Below are 22,236 nucleotides of genomic sequence, written 5' to 3' on the forward strand. Positions count from 1 at the left end.
AGCCCTCCCTGCAACAGGGAGGGGCGCCCATCACTTGCCGCGTTTCTTGCGGTGCGAGTCCAGGTCGAGGACGGCGTTTTCTTCGCCCTCTTCAGGGAGGAGGCCGAGCCGACGGGCGACTTCCTGATAAGCTTCGGCTTCGCCGCCGAGACTTTGACGGAAGCGATCCTTGTCGAGCTTCTCGTTGGTCTTCATGTCCCACAGACGGCAGCCGTCGGGAGAGATTTCGTCGGCAAGGATCACGCGCGCGAAATCGCCGTCCCAGACCCGGCCGAATTCCAGCTTGAAGTCGATCAGGCGGATGCCGATCCCGGCGAACATCCCGCACATGAAGTCGTTCACGCGGATCGCCATGTCGGCGATGTCGTTCATCTCGTCCTGATTGGCCCAGCCGAAGCAGGCGATATGCTCGTCCGCGATCAGCGGATCGCCAAGCGCATCGTCCTTGTAATAATATTCGATGATCGTGCGCGGAAGCTGGGTGCCTTCCTCGATCCCCAGGCGCTTCGACAGCGAACCCGCGGCGACGTTGCGGATGACGACCTCGATCGGGATGATCTCGACCTGGCGGATCAGCTGCTCGCGCATGTTGACCCGGCGGATGAAATGGGTCGGCACCCCGATCGTCGCGAGCGACGTAAAGATGTGCTCCGAGATCCGGTTGTTGAGCACGCCCTTGCCGTTGATCGTGCCGCGCTTCTGCGCGTTGAAGGCGGTCGCGTCGTCCTTGAAATACTGGATGAGCGTACCGGGCTCGGGACCCTCATAGAGGATCTTAGCCTTGCCTTCGTAGATCTGGCGGCGTCGAGCCATGCTGAGGGGAACTCCGGCTGAAATCGAAAGAGGGGCGGCTATAGGCGAGCCGCCCCCCATCCGCAATTCACGCCGCCGCTATCGCGCCGCGGTAGTGATCAGCCCTGCATTGGGGGTCCGCACGCTGACGACCCGCACCCGGCGAAGCGTTTCGGGAAGGAGATATTGCTTCGCCAGCCGCTGCAGCTCGGCCGGTGTCATCGCGGCGTAAATCGCCTCCTGCTGTCGGACGCGTTCCAGCCGGGCGGCGCGGCCCTGCGCGCGGGCGGCTACGCCCAGCCACCAGCCATTTTCGCGGCGGCTGCGGGCAAGCGATTCGAGGATCGGGGCGCGGACGCGATTGAACAGATCCTGGTCGATCGGCTTGTCGCGCAGCGATTGGGTCGCGGCATCGAACGCGGCCTCGACCTCGTCGATCTTGTCAGGCGCAACGACGGTGCTGGCCGACAACGTGCCGAAATCGTCGTAGACGTCGGACATCGTCGATCCGACGCTAACGCCGTAGCTGGCGCCCAATTGTTCACGGATCGATTCGGTCAGCATCAGGTCGAGCGCCTGAGCGAGCATTCCCATCCCGATTTCCTTGCGGAAGTCGTCGTCGTCGTCGGTCGGCCAGAAAGCAGCGACAAGCGCCTGATCGGCCGGGCCGGAGTGAGTGAGGCGGATCGGCGAGCGATCGGCACGGAGCGTCACCTTGCGCGGATCCACAATCGCGCCATCGTCGCGACGCTTCGGCAGCGCGCCGAAACTGGCGGCGACGGCGGCGATCGCGGCGTCCTCATCCATGTCGCCGACGATCCCGATTTCGATCGGCGCATCGGCCAGCAACGGCGTCATCGCCGCACGCGCCTCGGCGAAATTGCGCTGCAGCAGCGCCTGGGCGGGCGGCGCGCCGAAACGATAATCGTTGTTGAGCAGGATGACGGGAACGCGCGTCGCGAACACCGACATCGGCTGGCTGTCGAACTGCTTATCGATCACGGGCACGATGTTCGACCAGCGCTGCGCCGCCTCGGGGCGATAGCCGGGATCGGTGAGATAGGCCGCGCTGACCTTCATCTGGAGCGCGAGGTCGGCGGGCGTGGTCGCGCCGCCGGAAGAAAAGGCATCGGGCCCGACCGAGCTTCCGGCCGAGTAGACGCGGCCGGCCAGCGCTTCCTTGATATCCTCGAACGACTGGCGGCCGGTCCCGGCCATGGTCGACAGCGACGACAACATGATGTTGAGCCCGGGCTTGTCCTGCGGAAGCGCCGCCTGACCTCCGGCCATCCTGACCGAGAAACGTACCCGCCCGGCTTCGAAATCGGTTTTCTTGATGTTGAGCCGCACGTTGTTGGCAAAGCGGACGGTGCGGATGCCGAGGTCGGCGATGCGCGTATCGCTGACGACCTTGCCGGGTTGGCCAAAGTCCTCATAGGCGAAGGCCTGATCGGCGGCGGCCGCGACGGCGGCGGGGAGAGGACGCATCTGCGCCTCGGCCCACGCCATCCCGATCGCGGCGGGGGTCACCGGCAATTTCTCGCTGACGTGGATCAGCGGCGCGCTTCCCTTCCACTTCTCGCGGAAGGCCGCATTGACGGCGTCGAGCGTGATCGTCGGCTGAATTTCTTTGAAAAAGGCCAAGCGCCAGGCAGGATTGGTCAGCACCGCGCGGTCGTCGCTGGCCTCGGCGATGGTGGCGGCGAGCGTGGCATTGCTGCGCGTGCCGGCCTGTTCGGCGGTCGTCCGGAAACCGGTCTCCATGCGCGCCAGTTCGCGCTTCAGTTCGGCAGCGGTGAAGCCATTGGCGAGCGCGGAGCGCAATTCCCTCTCTGCGGCGGCAAGTGCATCCGCCCACGCGCCGTCCTTCGCGCTCACCGTCAGGCTTTCGCTGAAGGCGAGGTCGCGAAATCCTCCCGATCCGGCCGAAGCACCGATCAGCGGCGAATCCTCGCGGTTGACGAGCCGCGTGAGCCGTCGCGAGAGGATGGCGGTGCCAAGGCTGTCGAGGAGGCTGTCGCGCCGTTCAGCCCGGGTGTCGATCGGTTCTTCGTAAGGCCGCAGCACCGTGACGCTCACGGCCGTGGCGACATTGGTATTGCGGAAGGTGTCGACCGCGGTCGGACGCGCGAAGTCGATCTTGCCGACGGCGGGTTTGGCGCCCGCAGGACCGACGCCGCGCCAGTCGGCGAACTTCGCCTTGATCTTGGCCTCGATCGCTTGCGGGTCGATGTCGCCGACCACCACCAGGGTCGCATTTTCGGGGCGATAATAGCGACGATAGAGCGCGCGCATCGTTTCCGCGCTGGCGGTCTGCAGCACTTGCGGCGTACCGATCGGCAGGCGCCGCGCGTGCAGCGCCTGCGGCATGGTGAAGCCGAGTTGGTCGATCAGTTGTCGAAGCTGAAACCCTTCGCGGCTGCGCCGTTCGCCGAGAATCACGCCCCGTTCGCGATCGACCGCGGCAGGATCGAACTTCACCTCGCTGGCGACCTCGCGCATCAGGAAAAGGGCGTTGTCTACCCGCGCCTGGTCGGCGACCGGAAGCTCGAGCATGTAACTGGTTGAATCGAACCCCGTCAGCGCGTTCGTGTCGGGGCCGAAGCGCAGGCCCTGCCGTTCGAGAATGCGCACCATCTCGCCCTCGGCGACATTGGTGGTGCCATTGAAGGCCATATGCTCGATGAAGTGGGCCAGCCCGCGCTCATTCTCCGCCTCGGCAAGCGAGCCAGCACCGATACGCAGGCGCACCGACGCCGCGCCCTTGGGCGTGCCGTTGCGCATGATCGCATATTTCATCCCGTTAGGAAGGTTGCCGAGGCGGATCGCGGGATCGGCGGGCACGTCGGTGGCCGGCACCCCCCAGCCGTTGGCCGAAACCGAAGGGGTCTGCGCGATCGCCGACAGCGAGAGAGGGAGCAGCGCGGCCAGGATGACCGATCGACCGAACAAATGTCTCAACGCGATTCTCTCCGCCCCCGGATTGATGATGCGAAGCTTAAGCGCCTGATTTAAAAGAACAAGCGTGAGGAAGTCTTATCGTCCGGCAATCGTCCGCACCTGATCGGCGTAGAGCCGGCCGACCGGCTGTTCGCTGCCGTCGGCAAGCCGCGCGATCCAGCGACCCGAGGCATTCCGGCTGAAGCCGGCGATGAAGTCGCGGCGAACGATCGCCGACCGGTGCAGGCGCACGAACCGTTCGGGATCGAGGCCTTCCTCCAGCGCGGTCATCGAATGATGGATCAGCCAGCTGCGATTGCCGACGTGCAGGCGCATATAATCGCGCTCCGCACTCACCCGGTCGATGTCGCGCGTGGCGATTCGGACCAGGCCGGTCAGGTCCGATGCCCAGAATTCCTCGAGATAGGGAGACGACGGCGTGGCGGGCTCGTCCGGCGTGCCCTCGGCGTCGCGGGTCGCGATGTAATCGACGGCTCGCTCGATCGCGCGTGACAGCCGTTCGGTGTCGACCGGCTTCATCAGATAGTCGATCGCGGCCACGTCGAAGGCCGCGACCGCGAACTGGTCGAACGCCGTCACGAACACGACCGCCGGCGAAACCGGCTGTCGCGACAGCGCGCGAGCGACTTCGATCCCGTCCAGTCCCGGCATGGCGATGTCGAGCAGGACGAGATCGGGCGCTAGCGCCTCGGCCATCCGGACGGCGCTTTCGCCGTCATGCGCAGTGCCGACGAGGTGGATCGAGTCGATCCGTGCCAGCATCATCTGCAATCGCTCGGCGGCGAGTGGCTCGTCGTCGGCGATCAGGACCTTCAAGGCGCGCTGCTCAGTCATCGTCCTCCACGGGAATTGCGATCGAGACATTATAGCCGCCGTCGATCGGACCGAAGCGACAATCGGCCTTCGCGCCATAATGCGCGGTCAATCGCTGGCAAACGTTGGCAAGGCCAAGGCCGGTTCCCTGGTGCGGGGCATTGCCGACGGCGCGGCTGCGGCCCTGTCCGTCGGCGACCTGGTTGGCGATGTCGAGCTGCATCCGACCATCGTCGAGCCGGTGCGCCGTGATGGTCAATTCGACCCGCGCCGTCGTGACCGACACGCCGTACTTGATCGCGTTTTCGATGATCGGCTGGAGGATCAGCGCCGGCACCCGCGCTTCGGCCAAGTCGGCGGGGATGTCGATCGTCACGTGAAGGCGATCCGGAAAACGCACTTTCTCGATATCGAGATACAGTTTCTGCAGCCGGATTTCCTCGGCCAAGCTGACGTCGGCAGACGGGTCGATCGACAGGCTGGTGCGGAAAAAGGTCGATAGAGCCATCAGCATGTTTTCGGCGCGATCCGACCGGCCCGACATGACCAGCGACGACAGGCTGTTGAGCGTGTTGAACAGGAAGTGCGGATTGACCTGATAGCGCAGCGCCCTGACCTGCGCCGCGTGGGCGGCGGTCTCGGCGGCGGCAAGGCGCGTCTCTGCAATGCGGGTGCGGCGCTGTTCGGTCATGGCGATGAAGAAGGCGCACCACGCCGCGAACATAAAATACCAGGTGACCGTGCCGTCGGCGATCAGGCGCGGAAGCTTGCTCGCGATGATTTCTTCCATCGGCGGCAGGTTGACCTCAAGCTCGTTGCCGTCCTGCCGGACGATGCGGACGTTATTGCCTCGCTGGACGATCGCCACGCCTTCCTGCGTCGTGATGCGGGAGGAGGGGCCCATCGGATCGGACACGGTCGCAAGCTTCAGGCTGAGCACCGACATGATCAGCGCCGCCGGAAGCGACGCGATCGCGGCAACGATCGCCATTCGCCGGACGGTGCCTTCGCGGGCGAGTAATCGCAGCCCGATGTAGATGGCAAAGGTCAGCAACAGGCCGACCCCGGCGTTGAGAAAGCGGAACGCGATTGCGGAAGCAGCCTCCGGCCCCATCAACCCGCGCAACAGGACGGTGACGAGATAAAAGGCCCAAAAGCCGATGATCGATTGCGTTGCGAGCCGCCAGTCGGCGAAGCGACCGTGCGGCGAAAATGCGGAAAGGGCAGCCATGTCCGTCCTTCCTATGCCTTGTGCGGTCCCCTATTCAATCGCCCAACCGCCCGTTGGCAGAGCGCAGCCCGCCGCCGGTCGAAGCGCGGTGCAGGAACGGGCGTCGTTGACGCTCGTTGACCGAACACAAGGAGCGGAAGACCAACATGACCAGCAATGACAATGACCAATCGGCGCGCGAGCCGACCCTTTCGGGCGCGCCGAACCGCGAACTCGAACTCAAGGTGAAGAAGGAACCGCGCAACGACGATGCGAAGGCCGATCTCGGTAGCGATGAATCGATGGACGCGTCCGACCCCAGCTCGGCGACGCAGCCAAGCACCAAGAGGCCTGTGCCGTCTTCGGGCTTTCCCGAGGATAAGTCGAAGGCGTAATAACAGCGTGCCTCAAACATCACACGCACCGGCAGAAGTCGGTTCGGTGACATTTTAACATTGCGACGATCCCACCCCTCTGATTCAATCTGAATGGGGGGTGGGATTTTGGTTAAGCGTTTCGCAACCACGCTGGCCGCATGATCCACCCAAGGCAAAAGGAGTTGGGTGGATGACGACCAGGACGAGTCAACCCGCGAGTGGCGCGTTGTTGATCACCGAGATAAAGGAATTCGCAGCGTTCCCGAAGGCGACGCAGCGCTACATCCGCCGGTCGCTCGACGTCGCCTATGGCCGCTCCAGTCCCGTCGACACCTGGGCCCGAGACGAGATCGAAGCCGCTTCGATCAATGCGCAGGCACGCTTCTACAAGCAGATCGAGCACCTTCGCCTGCAGATCCCCGACGACAGCGGCCTCGACATGATCGAACCGTTCCTGGGGATGCTGGTGACGCTGTCGGCCTATGACCTGGGGCAGGATCGCCTACTCAACTTCGCGGCGTATCGCTTCCTGTACGAGCGACTGCTTGGCGCGGGCGTGCGGCCGTGGCTGCCCGCGGCTTTCTGCGCGGCCGCGTCGCTTCCGCACCTCCACCCCGACCGTCGCCGCGTGCTGCTTCAGTCGATCAGCGAAAGCGCCGCGACCGCGCCCGGCTGGTCGACCCGCGAGCCGGTGTTCTGGCCCGAATGGGTGGAAAAGGTCGATCAGGCCGCCGCCGCCTAATCGGGCAGCTTCACCGACGGAAAATGGCGGGTGAGCTCTGCAATGCTTGCCCGTGCACTATGCACCCAGACGCGCGACGATCTCCGCGGCGAATTCGCTGAGGGTGTCGTCGCGCGCGCCAAGGATCGCGATCGTGTCGCCTTCTGCCGCTTCACGAACGAGTTTGTCTCCGATGGCGGCGCGTTCGGCGATGTGAATGGCGTTGCCGCCGGCATCGCTGATAGCGCTGGCGAGCCATTCCGATCCTTTCGACCGGTCGACCGTTCCGCCCTGATAGACGGGATCACTGAGGTAGAGCCGGTCGTCGGCGCGAAGACCCTTGGCAAAGGTGGCGGCAAGGTCGTCGCCCATCTTGGCGATGGGACCGTATCCGTGCGGCTGGAAAATCACCAGCAGGCGGCCGGGACGATGGGTCAGGGTGGCAAGCGTCGCGGCGATCTTGTCGGGATTGTGCGCGAAATCGTCGATCACCGTCACGCCGCGTGCGACGCCGACCGTCTCCAGCCGCCGCTTGAGGCCTGCAAAGCCGGTTAGGGCCGCTGCTGCATCGGCCACCGGAACGTCTAGCGCCACGACGGCGGCGAGCGCCGCCAACGCATTCTGCGCATTGTGGCGCCCCGGGAGCGAGAGGCTGACCTCTGTGCTGTCGCCGCTAGTCTGGACGCTAAAGGTCAGGCCGTCGGCGGACAGCGACAGGTTGCGGCCGCTGACCGCGGCGCCGGGACTATCGAAGCCGAAACCGACCCGCCGATCCGCCGGCACCGCTTCGGCCAGCGCGCGGCTTTCGGGATCGTCGAGATTAACAACGGCTTTGTCGGCCGCCTCGAGAAAACCGGCGAACAACCCGCGTAACTCATCCATCGTCTTGTGATCGAGGCTGATGTTGCCCAGCACCGCAACGGTCGGTCGATAGAGCGCGATCGAACCGTCGCTTTCGTCGACCTCGCTGACGAACAGCCCCGGATCGCCGACCAGCGCCGATGCGAAGGGCGCGTCGTCGGTCACGAAATTCTTCATCACGGCGCCGTTCATCACGGTCGGGCGGCGACCGAGCTCGTGAAGGATGAAGCCGATCATCCCGGTCACAGTCGACTTGCCGCTGGTCCCGCCGATGGCGACGCTAACCTGTGCGTCGTTCAGCAGTCGCGCCAGCAATTGCGGGCGGGTGACATGCTCCAGACCGAGTTCGCGCGCTCTGACCACGTCGGGGATCGAGGATTCGACCGCCGCGGAGGTAACCAGCGTATCGCCCGTAACCAGGCCCGACCCGTCCTGCGGATACAGCGAGACCCCGAGCGAGCGGAGATAGTCGAATTTCGCGCCCAGGCGGCCGGCGTCGAGCGAGCGGTCCGATCCTGCGACATCGGAACCCTGTGCGCGCTGGATGGCGGCGAGGGGCAGCATTCCGCTGCCGCCGACGCCGCAGAAATAATATCGATTGGTCATTGTCTCGCAGCCCTATTCGGCGCCCGCGCCATGTGCAATTGCTGCATGCGATGAAGATCGCCGTCGTCGCGCCCAGTTGCCCGCTCAGCCCGATCGCCGCCGAGCGCGTGGCCGCCATCCTCGCCGAGCGCGGCGGGGCAGCCCTAATGGTCCATCCTCAATGTTTCTTCTCCGACGGACACTTCGCCGGAAGCGATGCCGCGCGGTTGGCGGCACTGCGCGAGGTGATGGCCGACGAGACGGTGGACGCGGTCTGGTTTGCGCGCGGAGGCTATGGATCGAACCGGATTGCCGAGGCGGCGATGGCCGACCTGCCACCGGCGGCGCGGTCCAAGACGTATTTGGGCTTTTCGGACGGGGGCTTCCTGCTTGCCGCCTTCGACCGCGCTGGCCTGCAGGTCGCGCATGGGCCGATGGTGCAGGACGTGCTCCGGGACGGCGGAGCGGACGCGGTTCGCCGTGCGCTCGATTGGCTGATCGATCGCGACCCGGCATCGCTTGAGGGCGGACTTTCACCGACGCGGCGCTCGATGGCGTTTAACCTGACCGTCCTGTCGAGCCTGCTGGGCACACCGCTCGAACCGGACTTCACCGGTGCCGAGCTGCTGATCGAGGATGTCGCCGAGCATGAGTATCGGATCGACCGGATGATGTTCCACGTCACCAGCAGCGCGGCGGTCGCGCGATGCGCCGGCATCCGGCTGGGGCGCATCACCGAAGTGCCGGACAACGACCCGGTCTTCGGCAAGGACGCCGAAGCGATCGTTCGCGAGTGGTGCGGACGCAGCGGAATTGCCTATCTGGGGCCGGCCGATATCGGTCACGACGCGGCGAACAAGGTCGTCCCGTTCCGCCCTGCGCTCGACTGAGCGGGCCTCTTGCGTCGCCCCTCTTGCAAGGGGGTGCCGTTTGCGCTCTACCACTCTGCAGAACAACAGGAGGGCCTCATGGCAAAAGCAGCATCAAGCGGTACCGGTCGTAAAGCAGGTGGCGGTCTCGCCCGCCCGGTGACCCCGTCGCCCGAACTCGCAGCGGTGGTCGGATCGGACCCCTTGCCGCGCAGCGAAGTGGTGTCGAAGGTTTGGGATCACATCCGCAAGAATAACCTCCAGAATCCGCAGAATAAGCGGGAAATTCTGGCCGACGACAAACTGAAGAAAGTCTTCGGCGTCGACAAGTGCACGATGTTCGAAATGAACAAGCACCTGTCGAAGCACCTCAGCTAAGACAGCTTCTTCCGCTCATCGGCGGGAAACGAAAAACGGGGTCTGCGGCCAAGTCGCAGGCCCTTTTTTCATGCCCGAGTGATTCGTTTCAGCGGCAGCCGCGCCAACCGGTCGCGCCGCGAGATGCCTGATCGAAGTGAAGATGGTCGGCATGCGCCGCATTATAATCGGGCGACAGGACGGTGGAGAACAGGTCGCAGGCGCCATCGCGAACGTCGCGAAGAAAGGCTTTTTCGTCCACCTTGCCGTTCCAGTTGCCGAGAAGGGTGATGCGGCGGCCGTCGGCCAGGCGGAAAGCGACGATGTCGACCGCATCGGCGGTGGCATGCTCGCTGAACGGGCCGTCGCTGCGCCCGTAGAGACGCCGGCAACTGTAGCTTCCCGCATGGTCGATGCGCGTGACGCGGCTGTCGAAATGGCGACGCGCGGCGAGCTGGACCACATCGTGTTCCCAGATCGCCAGTGCCGCCGCGACCGGGCAGGCGGTGACCAGTCCATCGGGCCGGAAATCGATCGACCGGTCGGTTTCGGGCGTCAGGCGCACGCCGTCGTCGTAACCGCACTGGCCGCCTTCGGCCGACCGGGGCGGGGCGGCGACCTCCGCGAAGCCGGCAGCGTCCAGTAGGGCTTTGCACGCCGGACCGTCGTCGGTGAGCGCGGCGAGCTTGCGACCGGTAAAGGGCCCCACCGGATCGTCGAGGCTTAGCGGCGTCCAGGGGAAGCGTTCGGGCTCTTCGACCACCACCCGCTGATATTCGCGCCACCCGAGGAAGAGTGCGCCCACCAACAGGAGGATCGTCAGCCAGCATCCGATCCGGGCGCTGCGGGGTTTAGGCACGAAAGGCGGTCGTGAGCGGTTCGAACAAGATCGGATAGCCGCGATCGCCGGGAATGCGGACGTGAGGCACGCCGTCGATGTCCTCGACCCACGGGATGATTGTATCGAGCGAGTGATCCTTCGCATCTTCGATCGCGGCGGTCAGCAGGCGATGCCGCGCCAGCCGTTCCAGGTTACGTTTGGTCGGGAAGATCGCGTGGGCGTCGCCGCGCTCGATCCGCTTCAGAATGTCTTCTGGCGATGCCCACTCGGCGGCGACGCACTCGCCGGGTTGTGGCGTGGTCGGCCAATCGCCCTTAGGCGAGGGCGCCAGATAGAAGATCGTGTCGAACTTCCGTGGCTGCTTGAATGCCGGCATCCATCGCGCGAACGGCACGAGCAGGTCGAGGTCGAGGCGCAGCCCCATCGTCGCGATCGCGTCGGCGAAGTCGTCGCCGGCGAGTAGTCGCCGCTGAAGTTCGGGACCGGCCTCGGGAGCGGCGTCCGCAGCGACCAACACCGCGCTCTCCTCGACCGTTTCGCGAATCGCGGTGATCTTGGCCGCCTCATCGGGCGAGCCCAGTTCCGCAGCGAATCGACGGTCGGCGTTATCCACCCGGCCGCCGGGAAAAACGGTCGCGCCAGCCGCGAAAGCCATGCGCGACGACCGCTCCACTACGAGAATTCGCGGATCGGCGAAAGTGGGAGTGGGGTCGCGCCAGACGATCAGGGTGGCGGCGGGAATGGCGTCGTCGTGCATGAAGCCTGCTGTAGAAGCTGTTCGATCCAAAGAAAAAGGGCCGGCAGCCCGAAGGCGCCGGCCCTTCCTTTTCCACCCCCCGGAAGGGATGGTATGGCTTACATCGCGTTGACGTCGGCCGGGGTCGTCGCGGACGCGTTCACGTCTGCGTCGTCGATGGCGTCGGCCTTGCGGTCGCCTTCGGCTTCAAGAGCGTCAGCCTGGTTCTCGAGGGCAGCGGCTTCACCAGTGTTGGCGGTGTTGTCGGCCATCATTTCGAGGTTGTCGGCGGCGGCTTCATAGTTGTCCTCGACGTTGTCGGCGAGGGTGTCGTCGCCCTTACCGCCACAAGCGGCCAGAGCGAGAGCGGAAGCGCCAACCAGCGCGAACGAAAGCTTCTTCATTGGAAAAATCCCCTTTTAATCGTGTGGTGGCGCAGCGCCGTCCTCACATGAGCGGTTCAAACGCAACCACATCCGTAACGGTTCCCCGGAAGCGTCGCTTTTGTCAATCGCTTGTCTCGCGGAGCAGAGGAGCCTATCTTGGCCATGCCGGGCAACCGGCTACGTCGGTAGATGATTGGGTGGAATAGGCATTTCGGACCCGGGGGGCAGTACCCCGGCGCCTCCACCACCAGCGGATCATGCGAATTTTTCAATTCGGGTTGGCTGCTGATGGGGGCGAAATAGGATCGACGAGTGCAATAAAGTCCCAGTTGCCGATCGGTATGAGACCACCGCGACGGCTCATTCACACAAGTGCCAACGATAACGAGGCTCTTGCGATTGCCGCGTAACCCAATGCCTCACGGTATAGGTTACTAACGATGGCGGCGAGCCGGCCGAAGGGTGGCATGGCGGCATCACGCCGCGCCTCGGTCTCGGCGGCGTAGAAACCGGCGACGTCGCCCGACACCAGCGCCTCGATCACCGGCGCGCCGGGATCGTGAGTCTGGACCAGCACGCGTCCGGGCTTGTCGCCGCGGCCGGCGCGGCCCGCGACCTGCTGAATCTGCTGGAAACTGCGCTCGGCGGCGCGAAGGTCACCGCCTTGAAGGCCGAGGTCAGCATCCACGACGCCCACAAGCGTCAGGTTGGGGAAGTGGTAGCCCTTGGTAATCAATTGGGTGCCGACGACGATGTCGATCTCGCGCGCATCCATCGACCGGACGAACTCCGCGGCACGGGCGGGCGACCAGATCGTGTCCGAGGTGACGATGGCAGTTCGTGCATCTGGGAAGAGAGCCGCCACTTCGTCGGCGATGCGCTCGACGCCGGGCCCACACGCAACCAAGCTATCTTCGTCGCCGCACTCGGGGCACAGCCGCGGCGGGGGGCATGACGTGACCGCAATGGTGGCAGGCCAGTCGATGCATCAGCCGATGCTCGACCATCCACGCAGTGCAATTCGGGCATTGGAAGCGGTGGCCGCACGTCCGGCACAGCGTCAGCGGGGCGAAGCCGCGGCGATTGAGGAAGAGCAAGGACTGCTCGCCGGACGCAAGGTTGGCTTCGAGCTCGGCAACGAGGCTCGGCGCCAGCCAACGGCCGCGCGGCGGCGGGTCCTGGGTCAGGTCGATCGCCGCGATGCTGGGCATCGTCGCGCCGGCGTGGCGCTCGCTCAACTGCACTTCGCGGTAACGGCCGATCTCGACCATGTGGCGAGTCTCGATCGCCGGGGTGGCCGAAGCGAGGATGACCGGAATCTGCTCGAAATGCCCGCGCATCACCGCGACGTCGCGGGCGTGATATTGGACGCCTTCCTCCTGCTTGAAGCTAGGCTCGTGCGCCTCGTCGACGACGATCAGGCCAAGGTTCGCGTAGGGCAGGAATAAAGCAGACCGCGCGCCGACCGTCACCCGGGCCTCTCCCGCGGCGATCGATCGCCAAGCGCGCCGTCGTTGCGAGGAGCGAAGGTCTGAATGCCACGCGACCGGCTCGCAGCCGAAGCGTGCAGTGAACCGCGTCAGAAACGGCTCGGTCAGCGCGATTTCTGGTAGCAGGACGAGCATCTGCTTGCCCTGTCGAAGCGCCTCCGCGATCGCCTCGAAATAGACTTCGGTCTTGCCAGATCCGGTGACGCCATCAAGCAGCACCGGGTCGAACCCCTGGCCGATCGCGGCGGTCAGGCTGTCGGCCGCCTCGCGCTGTTCACCACGGAGCGTAGGCGGTGCGAAGTCCGGGTCGGGTTCGGGGAAAGGCGCGTCGCCGTCGACTTCGACCCGTTCGAGCGCGCCGACGTTAACCAGCCCGCGCATCACCGCGTCGCTGACTTCGGCATGTGCGGCCAGTTCGCGGATCGTACCCTGCCGGCCTTCGATCTTCGACAGTGCCTGTTCGCGTTGCGGAGTCAGCCGCGCGGGCACGTCACCCGTCAGCCGATATTCGGTCATCGTCCGTGGACCGGCCAGCGCGGACGAGGACGGCAACACCATCCTCAGCACGCTTGCCAGCGGGGAGAGATAATAGTCGGCGGTCCACTCGGCGAGGCGGCGGAGCGGGGCGGCGATGGGCGGGACATCGACCAGACCGGCGAGCGGCCTCAACCGATTGTCGCCCACTTCTTCGGTCGGAAGCCGATCGGCATCCCACGCGACCCCGATCAGCTGGCGCGGGCCGAGCGGGGCCACGACGACGCTGCCCGGCACGACCTCCAGCCCGTCGGGGACGCGATAGTCGAGCGGTCCGAGCGCGGCGTTGAGGGTCACGACTCTGGTGCGGGGAAGCGGCATCGCCCTCAGCCCTCCCTGCAACAGGGAGGGGCGCCCATCACTTGCCGCGTTTCTTGCGGTGCGAGTCCAGGTCGAGGACGGCGTTTTCTTCGCCCTCTTCAGGGAGGAGGCCGAGCCGACGGGCGACTTCCTGATAAGCTTCGGCTTCGCCGCCGAGACTTTGACGGAAGCGATCCTTGTCGAGCTTCTCGTTGGTCTTCATGTCCCACAGACGGCAGCCGTCGGGAGAGATTTCGTCGGCAAGGATCACGCGCGCGAAATCGCCGTCCCAGACCCGGCCGAATTCCAGCTTGAAGTCGATCAGGCGGATGCCGATCCCGGCGAACATCCCGCACATGAAGTCGTTCACGCGGATCGCCATGTCGGCGATGTCGTTCATCTCGTCCTGATTGGCCCAGCCGAAGCAGGCGATATGCTCGTCCGCGATCAGCGGATCGCCAAGCGCATCGTCCTTGTAATAATATTCGATGATCGTGCGCGGAAGCTGGGTGCCTTCCTCGATCCCCAGGCGCTTCGACAGCGAACCCGCGGCGACGTTGCGGATGACGACCTCGATCGGGATGATCTCGACCTGGCGGATCAGCTGCTCGCGCATGTTGACCCGGCGGATGAAATGGGTCGGCACCCCGATCGTCGCGAGCGACGTAAAGATGTGCTCCGAGATCCGGTTGTTGAGCACGCCCTTGCCGTTGATCGTGCCGCGCTTCTGCGCGTTGAAGGCGGTCGCGTCGTCCTTGAAATACTGGATGAGCGTACCGGGCTCGGGACCCTCATAGAGGATCTTAGCCTTGCCTTCGTAGATCTGGCGGCGTCGAGCCATGCTGAGGGGAACTCCGGCTGAAATCGAAAGAGGGGCGGCTATAGGCGAGCCGCCCCCCATCCGCAATTCACGCCGCCGCTATCGCGCCGCGGTAGTGATCAGCCCTGCATTGGGGGTCCGCACGCTGACGACCCGCACCCGGCGAAGCGTTTCGGGAAGGAGATATTGCTTCGCCAGCCGCTGCAGCTCGGCCGGTGTCATCGCGGCGTAAATCGCCTCCTGCTGTCGGACGCGTTCCAGCCGGGCGGCGCGGCCCTGCGCGCGGGCGGCTACGCCCAGCCACCAGCCATTTTCGCGGCGGCTGCGGGCAAGCGATTCGAGGATCGGGGCGCGGACGCGATTGAACAGATCCTGGTCGATCGGCTTGTCGCGCAGCGATTGGGTCGCGGCATCGAACGCGGCCTCGACCTCGTCGATCTTGTCAGGCGCAACGACGGTGCTGGCCGACAACGTGCCGAAATCGTCGTAGACGTCGGACATCGTCGATCCGACGCTAACGCCGTAGCTGGCGCCCAATTGTTCACGGATCGATTCGGTCAGCATCAGGTCGAGCGCCTGAGCGAGCATTCCCATCCCGATTTCCTTGCGGAAGTCGTCGTCGTCGTCGGTCGGCCAGAAAGCAGCGACAAGCGCCTGATCGGCCGGGCCGGAGTGAGTGAGGCGGATCGGCGAGCGATCGGCACGGAGCGTCACCTTGCGCGGATCCACAATCGCGCCATCGTCGCGACGCTTCGGCAGCGCGCCGAAACTGGCGGCGACGGCGGCGATCGCGGCGTCCTCATCCATGTCGCCGACGATCCCGATTTCGATCGGCGCATCGGCCAGCAACGGCGTCATCGCCGCACGCGCCTCGGCGAAATTGCGCTGCAGCAGCGCCTGGGCGGGCGGCGCGCCGAAACGATAATCGTTGTTGAGCAGGATGACGGGAACGCGCGTCGCGAACACCGACATCGGCTGGCTGTCGAACTGCTTATCGATCACGGGCACGATGTTCGACCAGCGCTGCGCCGCCTCGGGGCGATAGCCGGGATCGGTGAGATAGGCCGCGCTGACCTTCATCTGGAGCGCGAGGTCGGCGGGCGTGGTCGCGCCGCCGGAAGAAAAGGCATCGGGCCCGACCGAGCTTCCGGCCGAGTAGACGCGGCCGGCCAGCGCTTCCTTGATATCCTCGAACGACTGGCGGCCGGTCCCGGCCATGGTCGACAGCGACGACAACATGATGTTGAGCCCGGGCTTGTCCTGCGGAAGCGCCGCCTGACCTCCGGCCATCCTGACCGAGAAACGTACCCGCCCGGCTTCGAAATCGGTTTTCTTGATGTTGAGCCGCACGTTGTTGGCAAAGCGGACGGTGCGGATGCCGAGGTCGGCGATGCGCGTATCGCTGACGACCTTGCCGGGTTGGCCAAAGTCCTCATAGGCGAAGGCCTGATCGGCGGCGGCCGCGACGGCGGCGGGGAGAGGACGCATCTGCGCCTCGGCCCACGCCATCCCGATCGCGGCGGGGGTCACCGGCAATTTCTCGCTGACGTGGATCAGCGGCGCGCTTCCCTTCCACTTCTCGCGGAAGGCCGCATTGACGGCGTCGAGCGTGATCGTCGGCTGAATTTCTTTGAAAAAGGCCAAGCGCCAGGCAGGATTGGTCAGCACCGCGCGGTCGTCGCTGGCCTCGGCGATGGTGGCGGCGAGCGTGGCATTGCTGCGCGTGCCGGCCTGTTCGGCGGTCGTCCGGAAACCGGTCTCCATGCGCGCCAGTTCGCGCTTCAGTTCGGCAGCGGTGAAGCCATTGGCGAGCGCGGAGCGCAATTCCCTCTCTGCGGCGGCAAGTGCATCCGCCCACGCGCCGTCCTTCGCGCTCACCGTCAGGCTTTCGCTGAAGGCGAGGTCGCGAAATCCTCCCGATCCGGCCGAAGCACCGATCAGCGGCGAATCCTCGCGGTTGACGAGCCGCGTGAGCCGTCGCGAGAGGATGGCGGTGCCAAGGCTGTCGAGGAGGCTGTCGCGCCGTTCAGCCCGGGTGTCGATCGGTTCTTCGTAAGGCCGCAGCACCGTGACGCTCACGGCCGTGGCGACATTGGTATTGCGGAAGGTGTCGACCGCGGTCGGACGCGCGAAGTCGATCTTGCCGACGGCGGGTTTGGCGCCCGCAGGACCGACGCCGCGCCAGTCGGCGAACTTCGCCTTGATCTTGGCCTCGATCGCTTGCGGGTCGATGTCGCCGACCACCACCAGGGTCGCATTTTCGGGGCGATAATAGCGACGATAGAGCGCGCGCATCGTTTCCGCGCTGGCGGTCTGCAGCACTTGCGGCGTACCGATCGGCAGGCGCCGCGCGTGCAGCGCCTGCGGCATGGTGAAGCCGAGTTGGTCGATCAGTTGTCGAAGCTGAAACCCTTCGCGGCTGCGCCGTTCGCCGAGAATCACGCCCCGTTCGCGATCGACCGCGGCAGGATCGAACTTCACCTCGCTGGCGACCTCGCGCATCAGGAAAAGGGCGTTGTCTACCCGCGCCTGGTCGGCGACCGGAAGCTCGAGCATGTAACTGGTTGAATCGAACCCCGTCAGCGCGTTCGTGTCGGGGCCGAAGCGCAGGCCCTGCCGTTCGAGAATGCGCACCATCTCGCCCTCGGCGACATTGGTGGTGCCATTGAAGGCCATATGCTCGATGAAGTGGGCCAGCCCGCGCTCATTCTCCGCCTCGGCAAGCGAGCCAGCACCGATACGCAGGCGCACCGACGCCGCGCCCTTGGGCGTGCCGTTGCGCATGATCGCATATTTCATCCCGTTAGGAAGGTTGCCGAGGCGGATCGCGGGATCGGCGGGCACGTCGGTGGCCGGCACCCCCCAGCCGTTGGCCGAAACCGAAGGGGTCTGCGCGATCGCCGACAGCGAGAGAGGGAGCAGCGCGGCCAGGATGACCGATCGACCGAACAAATGTCTCAACGCGATTCTCTCCGCCCCCGGATTGATGATGCGAAGCTTAAGCGCCTGATTTAAAAGAACAAGCGTGAGGAAGTCTTATCGTCCGGCAATCGTCCGCACCTGATCGGCGTAGAGCCGGCCGACCGGCTGTTCGCTGCCGTCGGCAAGCCGCGCGATCCAGCGACCCGAGGCATTCCGGCTGAAGCCGGCGATGAAGTCGCGGCGAACGATCGCCGACCGGTGCAGGCGCACGAACCGTTCGGGATCGAGGCCTTCCTCCAGCGCGGTCATCGAATGATGGATCAGCCAGCTGCGATTGCCGACGTGCAGGCGCATATAATCGCGCTCCGCACTCACCCGGTCGATGTCGCGCGTGGCGATTCGGACCAGGCCGGTCAGGTCCGATGCCCAGAATTCCTCGAGATAGGGAGACGACGGCGTGGCGGGCTCGTCCGGCGTGCCCTCGGCGTCGCGGGTCGCGATGTAATCGACGGCTCGCTCGATCGCGCGTGACAGCCGTTCGGTGTCGACCGGCTTCATCAGATAGTCGATCGCGGCCACGTCGAAGGCCGCGACCGCGAACTGGTCGAACGCCGTCACGAACACGACCGCCGGCGAAACCGGCTGTCGCGACAGCGCGCGAGCGACTTCGATCCCGTCCAGTCCCGGCATGGCGATGTCGAGCAGGACGAGATCGGGCGCTAGCGCCTCGGCCATCCGGACGGCGCTTTCGCCGTCATGCGCAGTGCCGACGAGGTGGATCGAGTCGATCCGTGCCAGCATCATCTGCAATCGCTCGGCGGCGAGTGGCTCGTCGTCGGCGATCAGGACCTTCAAGGCGCGCTGCTCAGTCATCGTCCTCCACGGGAATTGCGATCGAGACATTATAGCCGCCGTCGATCGGACCGAAGCGACAATCGGCCTTCGCGCCATAATGCGCGGTCAATCGCTGGCAAACGTTGGCAAGGCCAAGGCCGGTTCCCTGGTGCGGGGCATTGCCGACGGCGCGGCTGCGGCCCTGTCCGTCGGCGACCTGGTTGGCGATGTCGAGCTGCATCCGACCATCGTCGAGCCGGTGCGCCGTGATGGTCAATTCGACCCGCGCCGTCGTGACCGACACGCCGTACTTGATCGCGTTTTCGATGATCGGCTGGAGGATCAGCGCCGGCACCCGCGCTTCGGCCAAGTCGGCGGGGATGTCGATCGTCACGTGAAGGCGATCCGGAAAACGCACTTTCTCGATATCGAGATACAGTTTCTGCAGCCGGATTTCCTCGGCCAAGCTGACGTCGGCAGACGGGTCGATCGACAGGCTGGTGCGGAAAAAGGTCGATAGAGCCATCAGCATGTTTTCGGCGCGATCCGACCGGCCCGACATGACCAGCGACGACAGGCTGTTGAGCGTGTTGAACAGGAAGTGCGGATTGACCTGATAGCGCAGCGCCCTGACCTGCGCCGCGTGGGCGGCGGTCTCGGCGGCGGCAAGGCGCGTCTCTGCAATGCGGGTGCGGCGCTGTTCGGTCATGGCGATGAAGAAGGCGCACCACGCCGCGAACATAAAATACCAGGTGACCGTGCCGTCGGCGATCAGGCGCGGAAGCTTGCTCGCGATGATTTCTTCCATCGGCGGCAGGTTGACCTCAAGCTCGTTGCCGTCCTGCCGGACGATGCGGACGTTATTGCCTCGCTGGACGATCGCCACGCCTTCCTGCGTCGTGATGCGGGAGGAGGGGCCCATCGGATCGGACACGGTCGCAAGCTTCAGGCTGAGCACCGACATGATCAGCGCCGCCGGAAGCGACGCGATCGCGGCAACGATCGCCATTCGCCGGACGGTGCCTTCGCGGGCGAGTAATCGCAGCCCGATGTAGATGGCAAAGGTCAGCAACAGGCCGACCCCGGCGTTGAGAAAGCGGAACGCGATTGCGGAAGCAGCCTCCGGCCCCATCAACCCGCGCAACAGGACGGTGACGAGATAAAAGGCCCAAAAGCCGATGATCGATTGCGTTGCGAGCCGCCAGTCGGCGAAGCGACCGTGCGGCGAAAATGCGGAAAGGGCAGCCATGTCCGTCCTTCCTATGCCTTGTGCGGTCCCCTATTCAATCGCCCAACCGCCCGTTGGCAGAGCGCAGCCCGCCGCCGGTCGAAGCGCGGTGCAGGAACGGGCGTCGTTGACGCTCGTTGACCGAACACAAGGAGCGGAAGACCAACATGACCAGCAATGACAATGACCAATCGGCGCGCGAGCCGACCCTTTCGGGCGCGCCGAACCGCGAACTCGAACTCAAGGTGAAGAAGGAACCGCGCAACGACGATGCGAAGGCCGATCTCGGTAGCGATGAATCGATGGACGCGTCCGACCCCAGCTCGGCGACGCAGCCAAGCACCAAGAGGCCTGTGCCGTCTTCGGGCTTTCCCGAGGATAAGTCGAAGGCGTAATAACAGCGTGCCTCAAACATCACACGCACCGGCAGAAGTCGGTTCGGTGACATTTTAACATTGCGACGATCCCACCCCTCTGATTCAATCTGAATGGGGGGTGGGATTTTGGTTAAGCGTTTCGCAACCACGCTGGCCGCATGATCCACCCAAGGCAAAAGGAGTTGGGTGGATGACGACCAGGACGAGTCAACCCGCGAGTGGCGCGTTGTTGATCACCGAGATAAAGGAATTCGCAGCGTTCCCGAAGGCGACGCAGCGCTACATCCGCCGGTCGCTCGACGTCGCCTATGGCCGCTCCAGTCCCGTCGACACCTGGGCCCGAGACGAGATCGAAGCCGCTTCGATCAATGCGCAGGCACGCTTCTACAAGCAGATCGAGCACCTTCGCCTGCAGATCCCCGACGACAGCGGCCTCGACATGATCGAACCGTTCCTGGGGATGCTGGTGACGCTGTCGGCCTATGACCTGGGGCAGGATCGCCTACTCAACTTCGCGGCGTATCGCTTCCTGTACGAGCGACTGCTTGGCGCGGGCGTGCGGCCGTGGCTGCCCGCGGCTTTCTGCGCGGCCGCGTCGCTTCCGCACCTCCACCCCGACCGTCGCCGCGTGCTGCTTCAGTCGATCAGCGAAAGCGCCGCGACCGCGCCCGGCTGGTCGACCCGCGAGCCGGTGTTCTGGCCCGAATGGGTGGAAAAGGTCGATCAGGCCGCCGCCGCCTAATCGGGCAGCTTCACCGACGGAAAATGGCGGGTGAGCTCTGCAATGCTTGCCCGTGCACTATGCACCCAGACGCGCGACGATCTCCGCGGCGAATTCGCTGAGGGTGTCGTCGCGCGCGCCAAGGATCGCGATCGTGTCGCCTTCTGCCGCTTCACGAACGAGTTTGTCTCCGATGGCGGCGCGTTCGGCGATGTGAATGGCGTTGCCGCCGGCATCGCTGATAGCGCTGGCGAGCCATTCCGATCCTTTCGACCGGTCGACCGTTCCGCCCTGATAGACGGGATCACTGAGGTAGAGCCGGTCGTCGGCGCGAAGACCCTTGGCAAAGGTGGCGGCAAGGTCGTCGCCCATCTTGGCGATGGGACCGTATCCGTGCGGCTGGAAAATCACCAGCAGGCGGCCGGGACGATGGGTCAGGGTGGCAAGCGTCGCGGCGATCTTGTCGGGATTGTGCGCGAAATCGTCGATCACCGTCACGCCGCGTGCGACGCCGACCGTCTCCAGCCGCCGCTTGAGGCCTGCAAAGCCGGTTAGGGCCGCTGCTGCATCGGCCACCGGAACGTCTAGCGCCACGACGGCGGCGAGCGCCGCCAACGCATTCTGCGCATTGTGGCGCCCCGGGAGCGAGAGGCTGACCTCTGTGCTGTCGCCGCTAGTCTGGACGCTAAAGGTCAGGCCGTCGGCGGACAGCGACAGGTTGCGGCCGCTGACCGCGGCGCCGGGACTATCGAAGCCGAAACCGACCCGCCGATCCGCCGGCACCGCTTCGGCCAGCGCGCGGCTTTCGGGATCGTCGAGATTAACAACGGCTTTGTCGGCCGCCTCGAGAAAACCGGCGAACAACCCGCGTAACTCATCCATCGTCTTGTGATCGAGGCTGATGTTGCCCAGCACCGCAACGGTCGGTCGATAGAGCGCGATCGAACCGTCGCTTTCGTCGACCTCGCTGACGAACAGCCCCGGATCGCCGACCAGCGCCGATGCGAAGGGCGCGTCGTCGGTCACGAAATTCTTCATCACGGCGCCGTTCATCACGGTCGGGCGGCGACCGAGCTCGTGAAGGATGAAGCCGATCATCCCGGTCACAGTCGACTTGCCGCTGGTCCCGCCGATGGCGACGCTAACCTGTGCGTCGTTCAGCAGTCGCGCCAGCAATTGCGGGCGGGTGACATGCTCCAGACCGAGTTCGCGCGCTCTGACCACGTCGGGGATCGAGGATTCGACCGCCGCGGAGGTAACCAGCGTATCGCCCGTAACCAGGCCCGACCCGTCCTGCGGATACAGCGAGACCCCGAGCGAGCGGAGATAGTCGAATTTCGCGCCCAGGCGGCCGGCGTCGAGCGAGCGGTCCGATCCTGCGACATCGGAACCCTGTGCGCGCTGGATGGCGGCGAGGGGCAGCATTCCGCTGCCGCCGACGCCGCAGAAATAATATCGATTGGTCATTGTCTCGCAGCCCTATTCGGCGCCCGCGCCATGT

Annotated in this window: 21 protein-coding genes and 1 other RNA gene; 8 read left to right on the forward strand and 14 right to left on the reverse strand. The window is 65.2% G+C overall.

Annotation, left to right across the window (positions count from 1 at the left end; genetic code table 11):
• Positions 1-30 precede the first annotated feature (30 nt).
• From purC (SH584_RS10895) to SH584_RS10910, 4 genes are all read right to left on the reverse strand, one after another.
• Positions 31-813 (reverse strand): phosphoribosylaminoimidazolesuccinocarboxamide synthase, encoded by a 783-nt coding sequence (gene purC, locus SH584_RS10895; RefSeq protein WP_322841073.1) that lies wholly within the window; start codon positions 811-813, stop codon positions 31-33.
• A 78-nt stretch (positions 814-891) separates the two neighbouring features.
• Complete coding sequence (locus SH584_RS10900) at positions 892-3,753, reverse strand: M16 family metallopeptidase (protein WP_324807039.1); 2,862 nt, start codon at positions 3,751-3,753, stop codon at positions 892-894.
• Positions 3,754-3,828: 75 nt separating this feature from the next.
• Positions 3,829-4,587 (reverse strand): LytR/AlgR family response regulator transcription factor, encoded by a 759-nt coding sequence (locus SH584_RS10905; protein ID WP_322841071.1) that lies wholly within the window; start codon positions 4,585-4,587, stop codon positions 3,829-3,831.
• Complete coding sequence (locus SH584_RS10910; protein ID WP_322841070.1) at positions 4,580-5,797, reverse strand: sensor histidine kinase; 1,218 nt, start codon at positions 5,795-5,797, stop codon at positions 4,580-4,582. Before SH584_RS10910 ends, SH584_RS10905 begins: the two co-directional genes overlap by 8 nt.
• 116 nt (positions 5,798-5,913) lie before the next feature.
• On the opposite strand from SH584_RS10910, the gene SH584_RS10915 reads away from it, so the two are divergent.
• Both SH584_RS10915 and SH584_RS10920 read left to right on the forward strand, forming a co-directional pair.
• A complete protein-coding gene (locus SH584_RS10915) occupies positions 5,914-6,171 on the forward strand; it encodes a hypothetical protein (RefSeq protein WP_324807041.1) in 258 nt (85 codons plus the stop codon).
• A 172-nt stretch (positions 6,172-6,343) separates the two neighbouring features.
• Positions 6,344-6,895 carry a hypothetical protein gene (locus SH584_RS10920; protein ID WP_324807043.1) on the forward strand — a complete coding sequence of 184 codons (552 nt, stop codon included), beginning with the start codon at positions 6,344-6,346 and terminating at the stop codon, positions 6,893-6,895.
• Positions 6,896-6,952: 57 nt separating this feature from the next.
• Here SH584_RS10920 and SH584_RS10925 read toward each other — a convergent pair whose 3' ends face one another.
• Positions 6,953-8,341, reverse strand: coding sequence for a glutamate ligase domain-containing protein (locus SH584_RS10925; protein ID WP_324807046.1), 1,389 nt, complete (start codon positions 8,339-8,341; stop codon positions 6,953-6,955).
• A 50-nt stretch (positions 8,342-8,391) separates the two neighbouring features.
• Here SH584_RS10925 and SH584_RS10930 point away from each other — a divergent pair, with 50 nt between their 5' ends.
• Positions 8,392-9,210 carry an LD-carboxypeptidase gene (locus SH584_RS10930; RefSeq protein ID WP_324807048.1) on the forward strand — a complete coding sequence of 273 codons (819 nt, stop codon included), beginning with the start codon at positions 8,392-8,394 and terminating at the stop codon, positions 9,208-9,210.
• Positions 9,211-9,288: 78 nt separating this feature from the next.
• A complete protein-coding gene (locus tag SH584_RS10935; RefSeq protein WP_322841065.1) occupies positions 9,289-9,567 on the forward strand; it encodes an SWIB/MDM2 domain-containing protein in 279 nt (92 codons plus the stop codon).
• A gap of 88 nt (positions 9,568-9,655) precedes the next feature.
• Here the strand turns inward: SH584_RS10935 and SH584_RS10940 are convergent, their stop codons facing one another.
• The 3 genes from SH584_RS10940 to SH584_RS10950 form a co-directional block, all read right to left on the reverse strand.
• Positions 9,656-10,405, reverse strand: a complete 750-nt coding sequence (locus SH584_RS10940; RefSeq protein WP_416385132.1) for an extensin-like domain-containing protein — start codon at positions 10,403-10,405, stop codon at positions 9,656-9,658.
• On the reverse strand, positions 10,398-11,144 hold the full coding sequence (locus SH584_RS10945; RefSeq protein ID WP_324807050.1) for an NUDIX hydrolase: 747 nt from the start codon (positions 11,142-11,144) through the stop codon (positions 10,398-10,400). Before SH584_RS10945 ends, SH584_RS10940 begins: the two co-directional genes overlap by 8 nt.
• A gap of 98 nt (positions 11,145-11,242) precedes the next feature.
• A complete protein-coding gene (locus SH584_RS10950) occupies positions 11,243-11,527 on the reverse strand; it encodes a hypothetical protein (protein WP_324807051.1) in 285 nt (94 codons plus the stop codon).
• Between the two features lie 107 nt (positions 11,528-11,634).
• Between SH584_RS10950 and ssrA the strand changes: the two genes are divergently transcribed.
• Positions 11,635-11,997, forward strand: a transfer-messenger RNA (tmRNA) gene (gene ssrA, locus SH584_RS10955).
• A gap of 71 nt (positions 11,998-12,068) precedes the next feature.
• Positions 12,069-12,464, forward strand: a complete 396-nt coding sequence (locus SH584_RS12710) for a hypothetical protein (protein WP_473964672.1) — start codon at positions 12,069-12,071, stop codon at positions 12,462-12,464.
• Here the strand turns inward: SH584_RS12710 and priA are convergent.
• From priA to SH584_RS10980, 5 genes are all read right to left on the reverse strand, one after another.
• A complete protein-coding gene (gene priA / locus SH584_RS10960; protein WP_473964673.1) occupies positions 12,418-13,854 on the reverse strand; it encodes a replication restart helicase PriA in 1,437 nt (478 codons plus the stop codon). The genes SH584_RS12710 and priA overlap by 47 nt on opposite strands.
• A gap of 37 nt (positions 13,855-13,891) precedes the next feature.
• Positions 13,892-14,674 (reverse strand): phosphoribosylaminoimidazolesuccinocarboxamide synthase, encoded by a 783-nt coding sequence (gene purC, locus SH584_RS10965; protein WP_322841073.1) that lies wholly within the window; start codon positions 14,672-14,674, stop codon positions 13,892-13,894.
• Positions 14,675-14,752: 78 nt separating this feature from the next.
• Positions 14,753-17,614, reverse strand: coding sequence for a M16 family metallopeptidase (locus SH584_RS10970; RefSeq protein ID WP_324807039.1), 2,862 nt, complete (start codon positions 17,612-17,614; stop codon positions 14,753-14,755).
• Positions 17,615-17,689: 75 nt separating this feature from the next.
• Positions 17,690-18,448, reverse strand: coding sequence for a LytR/AlgR family response regulator transcription factor (locus tag SH584_RS10975; RefSeq protein ID WP_322841071.1), 759 nt, complete (start codon positions 18,446-18,448; stop codon positions 17,690-17,692).
• Positions 18,441-19,658, reverse strand: a complete 1,218-nt coding sequence (locus SH584_RS10980) for a sensor histidine kinase (RefSeq protein WP_322841070.1) — start codon at positions 19,656-19,658, stop codon at positions 18,441-18,443. The genes SH584_RS10975 and SH584_RS10980 overlap by 8 nt, the downstream gene beginning before the upstream one ends.
• A gap of 116 nt (positions 19,659-19,774) precedes the next feature.
• Between SH584_RS10980 and SH584_RS10985 the strand changes: the two genes are divergently transcribed.
• Positions 19,775-20,032, forward strand: coding sequence for a hypothetical protein (locus SH584_RS10985; RefSeq protein WP_324807041.1), 258 nt, complete (start codon positions 19,775-19,777; stop codon positions 20,030-20,032).
• A 172-nt stretch (positions 20,033-20,204) separates the two neighbouring features.
• On the forward strand, positions 20,205-20,756 hold the full coding sequence (locus SH584_RS10990) for a hypothetical protein (RefSeq protein WP_324807043.1): 552 nt from the start codon (positions 20,205-20,207) through the stop codon (positions 20,754-20,756).
• 57 nt (positions 20,757-20,813) lie between these two features.
• On the opposite strand, the gene SH584_RS10995 is transcribed toward SH584_RS10990, so the two are convergent.
• Entirely contained in the window at positions 20,814-22,202 is a 1,389-nt protein-coding gene (locus tag SH584_RS10995; protein ID WP_324807046.1) for a glutamate ligase domain-containing protein, read from the reverse strand.
• Positions 22,203-22,236 lie beyond the last annotated feature (34 nt).

It is taken from the genome of Sphingomonas sp. LY29, assembly GCF_035593985.1.
Taxonomy (GTDB): domain Bacteria; phylum Pseudomonadota; class Alphaproteobacteria; order Sphingomonadales; family Sphingomonadaceae; genus Sphingomicrobium.

Excerpts from the sequence above, each read along its gene's own strand:
- SH584_RS10930 (WP_324807048.1), top strand. The coding sequence starts at position 8,392 with ATGAAGATCGCCGTCGTCGCGCCCAGTTGCCCGCTCAGCCCGATCGCC.
- SH584_RS10925 (WP_324807046.1), bottom strand. The coding sequence starts at position 8,341 with ATGACCAATCGATATTATTTCTGCGGCGTCGGCGGCAGCGGAATGCTG.
- SH584_RS10995 (WP_324807046.1), bottom strand. The coding sequence starts at position 22,202 with ATGACCAATCGATATTATTTCTGCGGCGTCGGCGGCAGCGGAATGCTG.
- SH584_RS10920 (WP_324807043.1), top strand. The coding sequence starts at position 6,344 with ATGACGACCAGGACGAGTCAACCCGCGAGTGGCGCGTTGTTGATCACC.
- priA (WP_473964673.1), bottom strand. The coding sequence starts at position 13,854 with ATGCCGCTTCCCCGCACCAGAGTCGTGACCCTCAACGCCGCGCTCGGA.
- SH584_RS10950 (WP_324807051.1), bottom strand. The coding sequence starts at position 11,527 with ATGAAGAAGCTTTCGTTCGCGCTGGTTGGCGCTTCCGCTCTCGCTCTG.
- SH584_RS10935 (WP_322841065.1), top strand. The coding sequence starts at position 9,289 with ATGGCAAAAGCAGCATCAAGCGGTACCGGTCGTAAAGCAGGTGGCGGT.
- purC (WP_322841073.1), bottom strand. The coding sequence starts at position 14,674 with ATGGCTCGACGCCGCCAGATCTACGAAGGCAAGGCTAAGATCCTCTAT.
- SH584_RS10980 (WP_322841070.1), bottom strand. The coding sequence starts at position 19,658 with ATGGCTGCCCTTTCCGCATTTTCGCCGCACGGTCGCTTCGCCGACTGG.
- SH584_RS10945 (WP_324807050.1), bottom strand. The coding sequence starts at position 11,144 with ATGCACGACGACGCCATTCCCGCCGCCACCCTGATCGTCTGGCGCGAC.
- SH584_RS10905 (WP_322841071.1), bottom strand. The coding sequence starts at position 4,587 with ATGACTGAGCAGCGCGCCTTGAAGGTCCTGATCGCCGACGACGAGCCA.
- purC (WP_322841073.1), bottom strand. The coding sequence starts at position 813 with ATGGCTCGACGCCGCCAGATCTACGAAGGCAAGGCTAAGATCCTCTAT.
- SH584_RS10975 (WP_322841071.1), bottom strand. The coding sequence starts at position 18,448 with ATGACTGAGCAGCGCGCCTTGAAGGTCCTGATCGCCGACGACGAGCCA.
- SH584_RS10990 (WP_324807043.1), top strand. The coding sequence starts at position 20,205 with ATGACGACCAGGACGAGTCAACCCGCGAGTGGCGCGTTGTTGATCACC.
- SH584_RS10910 (WP_322841070.1), bottom strand. The coding sequence starts at position 5,797 with ATGGCTGCCCTTTCCGCATTTTCGCCGCACGGTCGCTTCGCCGACTGG.